The sequence below is a fragment of the Rhizobium grahamii CCGE 502 genome, from assembly GCF_000298315.2.
Classification (GTDB): domain Bacteria; phylum Pseudomonadota; class Alphaproteobacteria; order Rhizobiales; family Rhizobiaceae; genus Rhizobium; species Rhizobium grahamii.
This window is the reverse complement of the sequence record NZ_AEYE02000011.1, coordinates 232667-244970: the sequence shown is the minus strand read 5'-3', so window position 1 is coordinate 244970 and position 12304 is coordinate 232667. Positions and strand designations below refer to the sequence as shown.

Annotated in this window: 12 protein-coding genes; 1 reads left to right on the top strand and 11 read right to left on the bottom strand. The window is 58.1% G+C overall.

The genetic code is table 11. The features are described from left to right. Positions 1-10 precede the first annotated feature (10 nt). The 7 genes from RGCCGE502_RS09525 to metG form a co-directional block, all read right to left on the bottom strand. Positions 11-439 (bottom strand): DUF4864 domain-containing protein, encoded by a 429-nt coding sequence (locus RGCCGE502_RS09525; RefSeq protein WP_016553946.1) that lies wholly within the window; start codon positions 437-439, stop codon positions 11-13. Between the two features lie 164 nt (positions 440-603). Beyond that, complete coding sequence (locus RGCCGE502_RS09520) at positions 604-792, bottom strand: hypothetical protein (protein WP_016553945.1); 189 nt, start codon at positions 790-792, stop codon at positions 604-606. A 464-nt stretch (positions 793-1256) separates the two neighbouring features. After that, positions 1257-2258 (bottom strand): IS30 family transposase, encoded by a 1002-nt coding sequence (locus tag RGCCGE502_RS09515; RefSeq protein ID WP_016553944.1) that lies wholly within the window; start codon positions 2256-2258, stop codon positions 1257-1259. Between the two features lie 291 nt (positions 2259-2549). After that, positions 2550-3593: an IS110 family RNA-guided transposase gene (locus tag RGCCGE502_RS09510; protein WP_016553943.1), complete on the bottom strand. Its 1044-nt coding sequence runs from the start codon at positions 3591-3593 to the stop codon at positions 2550-2552. Between the two features lie 213 nt (positions 3594-3806). After that, a complete protein-coding gene (locus tag RGCCGE502_RS09505; protein ID WP_016553942.1) occupies positions 3807-4637 on the bottom strand; it encodes an MBL fold metallo-hydrolase in 831 nt (276 codons plus the stop codon). Positions 4638-4641: 4 nt separating this feature from the next. Continuing rightward, the gene (locus RGCCGE502_RS09500; protein ID WP_016553941.1) at positions 4642-5424 is read right to left on the bottom strand and encodes a TatD family hydrolase; all 783 of its coding nucleotides are present in this window, start codon (positions 5422-5424) and stop codon (positions 4642-4644) included. A gap of 7 nt (positions 5425-5431) precedes the next feature. Beyond that, positions 5432-6982, bottom strand: coding sequence for a methionine--tRNA ligase (gene metG / locus RGCCGE502_RS09495; protein ID WP_016553940.1), 1551 nt, complete (start codon positions 6980-6982; stop codon positions 5432-5434). 238 nt (positions 6983-7220) lie between these two features. On the opposite strand from metG, the gene RGCCGE502_RS09490 reads away from it, so the two are divergent. Continuing rightward, positions 7221-8021 carry a sulfite exporter TauE/SafE family protein gene (locus tag RGCCGE502_RS09490; protein ID WP_040674363.1) on the top strand — a complete coding sequence of 267 codons (801 nt, stop codon included), beginning with the start codon at positions 7221-7223 and terminating at the stop codon, positions 8019-8021. Here RGCCGE502_RS09490 and RGCCGE502_RS09485 read toward each other — a convergent pair whose 3' ends face one another. From RGCCGE502_RS09485 to RGCCGE502_RS09470, 4 genes are all read right to left on the bottom strand, one after another. Further along, the gene (locus RGCCGE502_RS09485) at positions 8022-9047 is read right to left on the bottom strand and encodes a DNA polymerase III subunit delta' (protein WP_016553938.1); all 1026 of its coding nucleotides are present in this window, start codon (positions 9045-9047) and stop codon (positions 8022-8024) included. Beyond that, the gene (tmk, locus tag RGCCGE502_RS09480; protein WP_040674278.1) at positions 9040-9723 is read right to left on the bottom strand and encodes a dTMP kinase; all 684 of its coding nucleotides are present in this window, start codon (positions 9721-9723) and stop codon (positions 9040-9042) included. Before tmk ends, RGCCGE502_RS09485 begins: the two co-directional genes overlap by 8 nt. Positions 9724-9830: 107 nt before the next feature. Then, a complete protein-coding gene (locus tag RGCCGE502_RS09475; protein WP_016553936.1) occupies positions 9831-11039 on the bottom strand; it encodes a D-alanyl-D-alanine carboxypeptidase family protein in 1209 nt (402 codons plus the stop codon). A 57-nt stretch (positions 11040-11096) separates the two neighbouring features. Beyond that, positions 11097-12200: a septal ring lytic transglycosylase RlpA family protein gene (locus tag RGCCGE502_RS09470; RefSeq protein WP_040674276.1), complete on the bottom strand. Its 1104-nt coding sequence runs from the start codon at positions 12198-12200 to the stop codon at positions 11097-11099. Between the last annotated feature and the right edge of the window lie 104 nt (positions 12201-12304).

The window sequence follows — 12304 nt, the reverse complement described above, 5'->3', positions numbered from 1 at the left end:
TGCCCGCCACTCAGATGCCCTTGCTTTCGGTGTTCGGCACGATCTGAACGCCATTGATCTTGTAGCTTCCGTCGGGTTGGCGGGCCACCTGATAAATTGCGGTCCAGTCCTTGCCGTCGCGTCCTGATATCAGTACCTCGTGATAGATCATCGCGCCGTTGTCGATCGATCGGCTGCGCCCGAAGGCATAGTTGCCGGGATGATAAACCGGCTCATAGCTCTTCTTGACCATCGCGAAGAAAACGTTCTTGTCGGGATAGATGGCCTTGATACCGGGCGCGGCATAGGAATAGGCCGTATCAACATCGTCGTTCAAGAATGCCTTGATCTGCGCCTCGATCATCGTACGCGTCGTGTCGATCGGATCCTCGGCCCGAGTGGTACCAAGAAAAACGAAAGACGCGGCGCACAGAATGAAAATTGCAAGAATGGCGCGCATGGCAACGGCTCCGGCTTTGTCAGCGCATTCTAAAGCAGTCTACGGACAAGGGAAGGGGCAGGAAGCGCGGGCACACTCGCGTCGCCTGGCGAAGTGTCACTGCATGGCGCTTTCGCTTTGGTGGCGGGGTCGCGACGCCTCGCGACCCCGCCCGCGTCTATGGTCTAGCCGAGGGCCTTGAAGAGCAATGCGCCCGCACCTGTCGAAAACAGGAAGATCATCACCTTGAAAAGTTCGTCAAGCATCGCGGTGCTGTGCACCGTCGGAAAAATCATGGGCAGCGTAGCAATCGCGAAAGCGGAAAGGCCGCAGAATACCGTAAGAATAATGGCAGTTGCTTTGAGGAGATTCATAGGATTCCTCTTGTCTGTTAAGATCGAGAGAAACCCGCTATCCAAGCAAGGAACTTCCCCCGATCGAGTGGATCGAGAACGAAGTTCCTCGCCATTCTCCATCGGCTGCCCACTCACGCGGGCAAGGATGGCTGAGGGAACCAAAGAAACGGGTAGAAACGGATAACTGGCGATGGAGAAAGCCGAGTTATCCACCTGATTAATATCAGACGATCCTTATATACATTATTGCTAATATCAAAACAAGCGCGATGCATACGGGCTGTTGCGCTCAACAACTATACATACCGCCCGGCGGCGGCGCCGTTATCGGAGTGTCGCGATTATGGCAGAAATCCCGAACCAGTTCGCGACTGATCGTTAAGAGCGGCGGAGCAAAGCAAAGGTGCAATTTCTGTCTGCGACATGGTGATCAAGCAGGACATATAGCCGTGTGCATCATGCCTGTCTTCAAGGGTAGGGGATCAGCCTCCCTCTTGCAAATGCGTCATGAACACTTCGGTCGGCGTCCTGTATCCGAGGCATTTGCGCGGCTGATCGTTGATATGGCGCCCGAGATGGAGAAGGTCGCGTTGTGACACAATTGCCAGGTCTGTGGTGCCCGGCAGGAAACGTCGAACGCGTTTGTTGGTGTTCTCGACCGTTCCTTTTTGCCAAGGCGCACTTGGGTCGCAAAACCAGCTATGCGCGCCGATCCCTTCTTCCAAAGCCCGGAATCCGGCAAACTCGGTACCGCGATCAAACGTGAAGCTCTGACGCGCAAAGGCCGGCAAAGGCGAAAAAGCTCTGATGATCTTGTCCATGATCGGGCGAGAATGCCGGCTTGGATTCTTGATGAGAACGGTGTAGCGGCTCTTGCGCTCGACGAGCGACGTGACATTGGCATGGCCGAGTGGACGCTCAAAGATGAGGAGGTCGCCCTCCCAATGTCCAAACTGCGATCTATCTCCAATAAAATCAGGACGTTGGGATATGCGATGCGAGGCTGGAAACACACCGTCGCGCGGCTTTCTGGAGCGCAGCGGACGACGTTTGCGACGCCCTTCCGGTAGATACTGATAGAGGCCAAGCCCATAATCTTCCTTGCTGTAAATGAAGCGATAGATTGTCTCTTTACAAACGCGGACGAGGCTGTGCCCCTCCAACAACAGGCGCCCGGCGATCTGCTCCGGAGACCAGCGTGCCTCCAACTGGTTGATGATCTCCGTGCGTAAATTCGGGTGCCGCCGCAGCTTTCTCAGCCGGCGTCGCCGTTCCTTAGAGATATCGTGAGCAACCGTGCTGTAGTAACCGTCGTAGTCCGGCAGTTCACGATCGCGAAACGTGTTGCGCTTGATCTCGCGGTAAATCGTCGAACGATGGCTGCCAAGCTGACGGGCCATTTCGTTGATGGGAACTTTTGCCGCCACCAGCTGATGTAGGCGTCGTCGGTCGGCGAGAGCAAGCTGCGTATAGCATCGGGACATGCCAAAATCTCCAAAGTGAAGCCGTTGAAATCATTGGCATGTCGCATATGTGGACGGCCTCCGCCTCGCAAGGGGATAAAAGTTATGTGATCGGATCGCTTGCGATCATATGTCCGGCCTGTTCATGCGGCAGCATAGGACCGCTGGCCAAGATGGTTTCCGCGACGAAAGTTCCTAACACTTGGGCGGCTTGTGGCAGCCTATGCGACATTCGGAATGTCTTCCGTCTCGGATCGATCGATCACACCATCTATCTATCCACTGCAATATTTGTAAGCGACGGGTCAGGAGCTACCCGGGTTGCGCTGATAACTGGCGCGAGTTCGACGATTGCGCATAGGCTTCACCACTAACGAGGAGCTTCCAGGCAATGCGGGCCATCTTGTTGGCCAATGCGACAGCCGCCAGCATGGGAGGTTTGCGTTTGATTAGAGCTGCGAGCCATGGCGATACTTGACCTCGGCCGAGACGCGCGTATCGGATTAAATTTGTAGCCCCCGCGACTAGTACACTTCGCAAGGCTTCGTCGCCCGCGTGCGTGATCCCGCCCAGACGCCTTTTGCCGCCGCTTGAATGATCTTTGGGTGTTAACCCAATCCACGCTGCAAAATCACGGCCAGATCGGAAGCACTCGGGATCAGGAGTCTTCATCACCAGCAATGAAGCACCGATGGGGCCGATGCCCGGAACCTTCGTTAATCGGCGGACTTTCTCGTTCTCGTGACGCCAATCATCAAGCCTGTCTTCGATTTCAGCAATCCGCATCTGCAGATCCCGATATTCCTGCGCATGCAAGCTGAAGAGCTCCCGCGCCAAGGCGGGTAGGGAGGTATCTCCCGCAATCCGCTCGAACAGATGCTCAAGCCTGGATATGCCTCTCCCTACTGTCAGGCCGAACTCGGCTGCATATCCTCGGATCGCATTACTGAGCTGAGTGCGAACCCGCAAAAGTCGCTCACGAACCCCCAACAGCATCAGCACTGCCTGATTGTCCTTTGTCTTCACAGGAACAAATCGCATATGTGGTCGGCTCATCGCCTCGCAAACTGCTGCGGCATCGGCGGCATCATTCTTATTCCGTTTTACGTACGGCTTTACGTATTGGGGCGGAAGAAGTCTGACCTCGTGGCCAAGGGATTGCAGCATTCGCGCCCAGTGATGTGAGGCGCCACATGCTTCGATACCAATGACGGTCGGCGGAAGTTTTTGAAAGAACGTCAACATCTGCGAGCGCCGAACCTGGCGCCGCAACACGACGTTTTCCTCGGCGTCAACGCCATGTAGTTGGAAGAGATGCTTGGACGTATCCATACCAATTCTTGTGATGTACTCCATGGGACGGTTCCTTTGCAAAAAATCTCCAATTTGACTTTCGCACACTGCGAAGCTCGATCGGAGGCCGTCCACACCAACACTTGGAAATAGAATGTACCCCCGCTACATCCACAAATCAGATAAGACAGGTTATGGAACTATCGAATATATCCAACTGGGAAAGACATCTCCTGTGATGGAACGCAGTTCAGTTCAAACGTGCCGATCGCGAAGTCAGAGGCCTTCGATATCCGCCAATTCGATATCAAAGTTCATCTGGTCGTAGGCCGGAACGACATGGTCCGGCGTCTCGGCCATCACAGTGTCGTAGTCGAGCGGCGTATGCATGTGGGTCAGGATCGCACGCTTCGGTTTCAGGCGATCGATCCAATCCAGAGACTGCTCGAGCGACAGATGGCTGGGATGATATCGGTATTGCAAGGCATCGATGATGAGAACATCGAGCTGTTGAAGTTTTTCGACAGTTTCCGGCGGAAAGTCACTGATATCACTGCAATAAGCCACGTCACCAACCCGAATGCCGAGTGAGTGAATATCGCCGTGTTGCTGGAGGTGTGGCCAGATGGAAATGGTCCCGCCGGCGCCGCTAATCCGCAGCGGAGAATCGAGGTTTTGGATGATTTTTGCCTCAACGATTGGCGGATAGTTGCTACCGGGCGGCGTTTCGATGCAATAGCCGAAACCCTGACGAATGCGGTCCATCGTATCCGGCGTCGCATGGATCGGAACCCGTTGTTGGCCACCGTAGAAATAGCCGCGCAGATCGTCGATACCGTGAATATGGTCGGCATGAGCGTGTGTATAGAGGACTGCGTCGATGTGCGTGACACGCGCGGCAATCATCTGCTCGCGAAAATCCGGCCCCGTGTCGACGATGAGAGTCGTGACGCCGCCATTGTCGTCGAATTGCTGCACCATGAAGGCTGCACGGGTGCGGCGGTTCTTCGGATTGGCGGGATCGCAGGCACCCCAATCGCCGGTGATGCGCGGCACGCCAGGCGACGACGAACAGCCGAGAATGGTGAAACGCCGTCTGTAACCCACGCTGTCAGATCCTTGGCATCTTCGAGAAAATGCGGAATGCGTTTTCGGTCGTAATCCGAGCCATCTCGGCATAGCTGAGACCGAGCGTCTCGGCCAGAACCTCAGCCGTATTCACGACATAGGATGGCTCGTTGCGCTTGCCGCGCCAGCGCTTCGGCGCCAGATAGGGTGCATCGGTCTCAACGAGCAAACGATCGTGCGGGATGGTTTTGGCGATGTCTCGGAGCTCCTCCGACTTCGGGAAAGTCAGGATGCCCGAGAAGGAGACGTAACCGCCCAGTTCAACGCCAACTCGTGCGAGTTCCGCACCTGACGAGAAGCAATGAAGAATGAAAGGGAACGCCCCCTTCCCCGTTTCCTCGTTGAGGATTGTCGCCATGTCCTCGTCGGCGCTGCGGCTGTGAATCACCAGCGGCAGCTGCGTCTGACGCGACGCCGCAATATGGCGCCGCAATCCGGTCTGTTGGTCTTCCGGCTTCTGCGTATCGTAGAAGTAATCCAGACCGGCTTCACCAATCGCAACGATCTTCTCATGTGCGTTGGCCAGTCGGACGAGGTCGTCCGTCAGGATATCAAGCTCGTCGCCAGCATTGTTCGGATGGGTACCAACGGAGCAAAAGACCGACGGATATCTCTCGGTGATCGCCAGCAGTCCATCGAGCTTGCGCACGCGCGTCGAGATCGTCACCATCTGCTTAACACCGGCATCGTGAGCGCGCTTGACGATCTCGTCGCGCTCCTCTTCGAAGTCGGCGAAGTCCAGATGACAATGCGTATCGATCAGCATGACGTCCTCACGCTTCCGGCGCAACGTAGCGAGGGAAGACTGGCTTCGGCGCTTCGAGAGGCGTGCCAGTGACAAGACGACCGCTCTCGCCGAGTGCGGCGAAGTCGCGTTTTCCGGCAGGTGCAGCAACAAGATCAAGCAGCTTGCCGGCCGATTCCGGCACGAAAGGCTGCAGCAAGATCGCGATCTGGCGTACGACCTCGGCCGTGACATAGAGCACGGTGCCCATGCGCGCCGGATCAGTCTTCTTCAGCACCCAGGGCTCCTGACCAGCGAAATAGCGATCCGTTTCGGAAACGACCGCGATGATCGATGCCAGCGCACGATGAATGAGTTGCTTGCCCATATCGTCGCGCGTCGAAGCATGCAGCGCGTCGGCCTGAGCCAGCATGGCCTTGTCTTCATCCGTCAGCGGGCCGCATTCCGGAATCATGCCGTCGCAATTCTTGACGATCATCGACAGCGAGCGGCTGGCAAGGTTTCCTATGCCGTTGGCAAGATCGGAGTTGATGCGAGTGCCGATCGCTTCTTCGCTGTAGCTGCCGTCCTGGCCGAAGGAAACTTCGCGAAGGAAGAAATAGCGCACCTGATCCAAGCCGAAGTGGTTCACAAGGTTGACCGGGTCGACAACGTTGCCGAGCGACTTCGACATCTTCTCGCCCTTGTTGAGCAGGAAGCCGTGCGCGAAGACCCGCTTGGGAAGCGGCAGCTTGGCGGACATCAGGAAGGCCGGCCAGTAGACCGCATGGAAGCGAATGATGTCCTTGCCGATGATGTGAACATCTGCCGGCCAGTATTTGGCGCGGGGACTATTCTTGTCTTCGATATAGCCGGTCGCGGTGATGTAGTTGGTCAGGGCGTCGACCCAGACGTACATGACGTGGGACGGGTCATTCGGGACCTTGATGCCCCAATCGAACGTCGTCCGCGAGATCGACAGATCCTTGAGCCCCGACTTCACGAACGAGATCACTTCGTTGCGACGCTCGGCCGGGCCGATGAAATCCGGGTTGGCTTCATAGTGTGCGAGCAGCTTTTCCTGATATTCGGAAAGCTTGAAGAAGTAGCTGGCCTCTTCCACCCATTCGACAGGGGTGCCCTGCGGGCCGTAGCGCACGCCGTCGGCGCGCAGCTCGGTTTCGTTTTCCTGATAGTAGGCTTCGTCGCGCACCGAGTACCAGCCCGCGTAGGAATCCTTGTAGATATCGCCGTTATCGGCCATCAGGTTCCAGATGTTTCTGGACGTCTCGTGGTGACGCTCCTGTGTCGTGCGAATGAAATCGTCATTCGACGCATTGAGCAGCTTCGCCATCGCCTGGAATTCGCCGGAGTTGCGGTCCGCAAGCTCCTGCGGCGAAATGCCTTCAGCGCGAGCCGTCTGCTGCATCTTCTGGCCATGCTCGTCGGTGCCGGTCAGAAAGAACACATCCTTGCCATCAAGGCGCTGGTAGCGCGCCATCGCATCCGTCGCGATCAATTCGTAGGCATGGCCAATATGCGGCTTGCCGTTCGGGTAGGAAATCGCGGTGGTGATGTAAAAGGGTGTCTTGTCTGTCATGGCGGCCATTCTTGTCCGGCTTACTCTATAAAATTTGTTAGCCGCTCTTAGCGCATGTCATGGCGAAGCGAAACACCAAGTTTCGAAAGCATCGGCGATTTGCCGATGACTGGTGTGCTGCACTTGACTCGATTTTAGGCGCATTCTACCCAAAGAAAACTCAAAAGGCGGGGCATCGGCGACGTGACATCTCCAGCACTTGGCAGCAGCATTCACGCGCAGAACCGAGGTCGCCTGCTTGACTGACTTTTCGAGCTTCGACCCTCTCTACTCCCTCTCGGGGCTACTCGTCGGCGCGCTGGTCGGCATCACCGGCGTTGGTGGCGGATCGCTGATGACGCCACTGCTGGTGCTGGTCTTTGGTGTTCATCCGGCCACGGCCGTTGGCACCGACCTGCTCTACGCGGCAGTCACCAAAACGGCAGGCACGGCGGTGCACGGCATGCACGGTAGGATAAACTGGCGTATCGTCGGCTGTCTTGCCGCTGGCAGCGTTCCAGCTGCCCTATTGATGCTTTGGCTGATGGCGGGTGTCGACCGCAAAAGCGTGGAAGTCGCACACACGATCACGACGGCGCTTGGGTGGCTGCTTGTCATGACGGCGTTGATGCTGGTTTTTCGCAAGCAGGTCCTGGGATTCGCCTTACGCGCAATCGGAGAGCGCTCTCCACCTAAGCCGGTTACGGTTGCCATCTGGACAACGGTGCTCGGCCTGGCTCTTGGCATACTGGTGACCCTGACATCGGTTGGTGCCGGCGCCCTGGGTGTGACTGTCCTGCTCGTGCTCTACCCGCGACTTGATGTCCGAGAAATCGTCGGCTCGGATATCGTCCACGCCGTCCCGCTGACGCTGATTGGTGGCATGGGCTATTGGATGATCGGTGAGATCAACTGGGGAATGCTATTTGCGCTTCTGGTTGGCTCGATACCGGGCATCATTGCCGGCAGCCTGATCGCACCAAAGCTTCATGAACGAACGATCCGCATCGTCCTTGCGCTGACACTCTCCGTCGTCGCCTGGAAGCTGCTGGCGACCTGATCAAGGACCGGGCTGCTTGATGTCGCCCAGGATACTGAGGATCGTCTGCTTCCGATCCAGATTGTAATCGTCCGAAACCGTCAGCCGCTCGCTTATGTCGGAATGCAGGCGGGCGAGCCGCTCGGCGGCCGCAACCTGCCCCGCAATCGCGGCCGCCCGCGCCCTGCGCATCAGGTCTTCGCTGACGTGACCCGTGAAGAACTCAAAGATTGTGTCGCTGTCCTTGCCGGAAAGGGCATCCGCCAGCCGATGCATCGCCCTGCGCGCCGATGCCCCTTGCGTTCGCAGAACCTCGTTGTAGGCTTCGACAATCTCGCCGCCGCCGTAGTTCACCAGCTTCAGCGCCTCGCCGACGCTGCCGTTCGCGGCGGCAAGCAGATCAGGGTCGCCGGCCTCGATGCCAAGATGTGCAAGCGCCGCACCGAGGGCGCCGTCTTCAAGCGGCGTTAGCTTCAGCGGCAGGCAGCGAGAGCGAATCGTCGGCAGCAGTTTTCCGGGAGCATGCGAGATGAGCAGGAACAGGGCGCGCTTCGGCGGCTCCTCGAGAATTTTCAGGATGGCGTTGGCGGCATTGCGGTTCATGTCGTCCGCCGGATCGATGATGACGATCCGCCAATTACCGGTGCCAGATGTCTGTGAAAAGAAGCGCCCTGCCCGCCTCACCTCATCGACAGTGATCGCGGACTTGACCTTCCCCGTCTTCTCATCAACGGGACGCGCCAGGTAAAGCAGATTGTGCGACGCGCCGGAGGCAATCTGGCGGCTAACCGGTGAAGCGGGATCAGGATCCGCCAACAACGCCGGCGCACGCGCAGGATCAGGATGCGTTAGGACATGATTGGCAAACCGGAACGCCAGAGTTGCCTTGCCGATGCCCGGCGGCCCTTCGATTAGAACCGCGTGGTGACCCTTACCCGAGCGGTACGATTGCGCAAGGAACTCCTCGGCGTTCTCGTGACCAAATAGCTTCATGTTCTCGGCTGGCCAAATGGCGCCGTCGAGCAATCCCGGCCGTTCATCACTCATGCGCTGCTTCCGCTACCTTCTCCGCCGCCGGGTGCTGCAGACGCTGCCAGACGATCTCCAGAATCTCTACCGCGATGGCCTCTTCAGTCTGCATTGCGTCGATCACGCTGCAACGGCCTGGCTCGCGGGCGGCGATATCGAGAAAGGCTTCCCGGCGCTTCTCGTGGGTCTCGAGCTCTTCCTTCTCGAAACGATCCGGGCTTAGGTCGACCGCCACCCCCCGTCTGCGGGCACGCTCCAAGCCGACCTGGGCCGGCAGATCGAGAACAAGCGTGCAATCCGGCACGATCCCATTCACCGCCACGCGCTGCAGCGCCTCGATGAATTCCGACTCCAGATTGCCGGTCACGCCCTGATAGACGCGGGAAGAATCCATGAAACGATCGCAAAGGACAACCTTTCCGCCCGTAAGCGCGGGTCGGATGATTTCCTCAACGTGATCATTGCGCGCGGCTGCAAAAAGGATCGCTTCCATGCGTGTCCCGAAGGCTTCGGCTGCACCCGACAAAAGCACATGACGCACCGCTTCCGCACCTGGCGAACCGCCCGGCTCTCGCGTCAGCAGCACCTCATGGCCCCGAGTGCGAAGAGCTTCGGCAAGGCGACGGATCTGAGTCGACTTACCCGCGCCCTCCCCGCCCTCAAACGTTACGAACAATCCAGTACTGGATGGCAATGACTACTTCCTGCATTACGGCGCATCACTGCCGTACATCTAGCGGAAGGCGGCGAAAAACGAAACCGCCCGACAGCAACTCTCATGGTGAACACTAAATAAGGCAATCAGGTGGGTTCGGGCTTATCCCACAGCCACGAGAACAGCAGCGTCTCACCAAGTTCCATGAGAGCATCGACGGCGCGGCTGCTCAACGAGCCCACTGCCACCGTCTCCTTCGTATAGAGCGGCACCTCACGCAGCAGGCGGGCGCCCGCTGAGATGCGAAGCGTTCCGATTTCCTGCCCCGCCTCCACCGGCGCCACCAAAGGCCAGCGGTAAACGATGCGCGCCGACAGCCGCTCGGGATTATTGATCGGTATATAGACGCTCACAGGAGCCCTGGCGACGAGATCTACGCTGCGCGGCGTTCCGCCATACACGCTTGCCTGGCCAATTACCTCGGCGTCGGCGAAAATCTGCCGGCTTTCGAATGCGGTCAGCCCCCATTCGAGCACTCGCTTCGCTTCCTCCGTGCGCTCCTTGTCGGAGGCAATCCCGCCCAGCGCCATGAACAGCCGCCTGCCGTCGCGCTCAGCCGAGGCGACGATCGAGTACCCCTCCCCTTCGGCAAAGCCGGTGGCCAGCCCATCAACACCCATGTTGAAACCGAGCAAAGGATTGCGGTTGCGCTGGAAGATCCTGTTCCATTCAAAATCTGGCTGGGCGAAATAGGGATAGAGATTGGGATAGGATTTCTGCAATTCCGCAGCCAAAGTCACCATGTCGAGCGCAGTCGTCTTGCTCTTGCTATCAGGCAGTCCGGTCGAATTGCCGAAGACGGACCGCTCCATGCCGAGAGTCTTAGCCCGCCGGGTCATGGCGGCGGCAAAGGCAGGCTCGCCGCCACTCATTCCTTCAGCGAGAATGATGCAGCTGTCGTTAGCCCCTTGAATGGCGATGCCCTTGATCAGATCCTCGACGCGGACGTTCGATTTGAGGGCAGCAAACATCGTTGCCGTGCGCGATGGCGCACCGCCGGTTCGCCAAGCATATTCGGAAACGGGATATTGCGTATCGAGGGTGATCTGGTTCTTCGCGAGCGCATCAAAGACGAGATCCATCGTCATCAGCTTCGCCAGCGACGCCGGCGAGAAAGTCTGGTTCTCGTTCTTGGCAAGAAGCACCGTGCCGGTGGATCCTTCGATCATATAGGCTTGCGCGGCCTTGGTGACAAAGGATGCGTTGATATCATTGCTTGCGGCAACGGCCGCCGTTGCAAAAGGCAGGATACAAACACAGAGTTGAACGAGACGCTTCAACACCGAAAACCCCATAGCTCGGGCGACTTTGAAGATGCTAATGGCGGACCGGCCGCGACGCAATCGCGTCTGTTACTTGCCGGATACAGCCGCCGCCTTCTGCCGTTTGAAGGATGCAAGGATGGAGTCCTGCGTCAGTCCATCGTTGCGAACCATCACCGCATCGAAGGCGAGCTCGACCGTCACGGTCTTTGCACGTTCCTCCTGATATCCCATCGCGAGAGAACCCCGTGAGCCGCCATAGGGACGCTCGTATGGGAAGGGTCCAAACTCCGGCAGGACAACCATCTGCCCGGCCCCTGGCTCCGCCAAGGGAGCGACGCCACCGAAGGACGGTGACGGCATTGGCGTCGGAATAGGCGTGGCGTTGTAGCGGGCACTGGGGGTCGAGCCGGCATAAGACGTCGCCGAAACCGGCACAGGCACATTTTCCGGTTCCGGCGTGAAGCCGCCGAAGCTTTGCAACTGATCAGCCGTTATGCGCTTGCTGTTGGAGGCGACCATAACGCCACTGGCGATCTGTCCCCCGCCCGGATTGATCCCTGGAATGCGGCTGCCCTTCGGCACATAGGAGGCCATCAGATAGGGCATGTCGTGGCCATCCATGCGGGCACGACCAACATACTGAACGCGGACGTTTCCGGTGCCACTATGCTGCAGATCGAGCATATCAGCGGTCTTATTGGATAGGTCGATAATGCGCCCCTCGTGATACGGGCCACGGTCGTTGACACGCACGACGACGGACGCACCGTTTTCCGTGTTCGTCACGCGCGCATAGCTCGGCAAGGGAAATGTCGGATGTGCAGCGGAAAGGTGCATCTGGTCGTAGACTTCACCGTTTGCCGTAAGGCGACCATGGAAGGCCGAGCCGTACCAGGACGCGATGCCGACCTTGTTGTAGGAGAAATCTTCCTTCGGATAATACCACTTGCCCTTCACGACATAGGGGTCTCCGACCATATAGCGGCCGCCGCCCTTCGGGATATTGTTCCCGGTGGCAACGCGCGGACTGGCCTTGACGCCGTATTCCTTCTCGGAAAAATATTCCTTGCCGTGCGTGCGTTTTGTCGGTGTCGGCGCGGTGCCACAAGCCGTAACCGTTGCACAGATCAGCGATAGCCCAACCCATCGCATTCCTGTTGCGAATGACGCCGCCCCGTAGTCTCGTCTCATATGTCCCACGCCGCTCAAGACCGTTATGGTTAAGAAATCTGCCCCGATCCGGGTCAGACACCCCTAATCCCACCAACCTAACGAGACTTTAATCATGCGGCTTT

Bases quoted from the DNA above. Each gene is read 5' to 3' on its own strand.
- RGCCGE502_RS09525 (WP_016553946.1), bottom strand. From the start codon at position 439: ATGCGCGCCATTCTTGCAATTTTCATTCTGTGCGCCGCGTCTTTCGTT.
- RGCCGE502_RS09520 (WP_016553945.1), bottom strand. From the start codon at position 792: ATGAATCTCCTCAAAGCAACTGCCATTATTCTTACGGTATTCTGCGGC.
- RGCCGE502_RS09515 (WP_016553944.1), bottom strand. From the start codon at position 2,258: ATGTCCCGATGCTATACGCAGCTTGCTCTCGCCGACCGACGACGCCTA.
- RGCCGE502_RS09510 (WP_016553943.1), bottom strand. From the start codon at position 3,593: ATGGAGTACATCACAAGAATTGGTATGGATACGTCCAAGCATCTCTTC.
- RGCCGE502_RS09500 (WP_016553941.1), bottom strand. From the start codon at position 5,424: ATGCTGATCGATACGCATTGTCATCTGGACTTCGCCGACTTCGAAGAG.
- metG (WP_016553940.1), bottom strand. From the start codon at position 6,982: ATGACAGACAAGACACCCTTTTACATCACCACCGCGATTTCCTACCCG.
- RGCCGE502_RS09485 (WP_016553938.1), bottom strand. From the start codon at position 9,047: ATGAGTGATGAACGGCCGGGATTGCTCGACGGCGCCATTTGGCCAGCC.
- RGCCGE502_RS09475 (WP_016553936.1), bottom strand. From the start codon at position 11,039: ATGGGGTTTTCGGTGTTGAAGCGTCTCGTTCAACTCTGTGTTTGTATC.
- RGCCGE502_RS09470 (WP_040674276.1), bottom strand. From the start codon at position 12,200: ATGAGACGAGACTACGGGGCGGCGTCATTCGCAACAGGAATGCGATGG.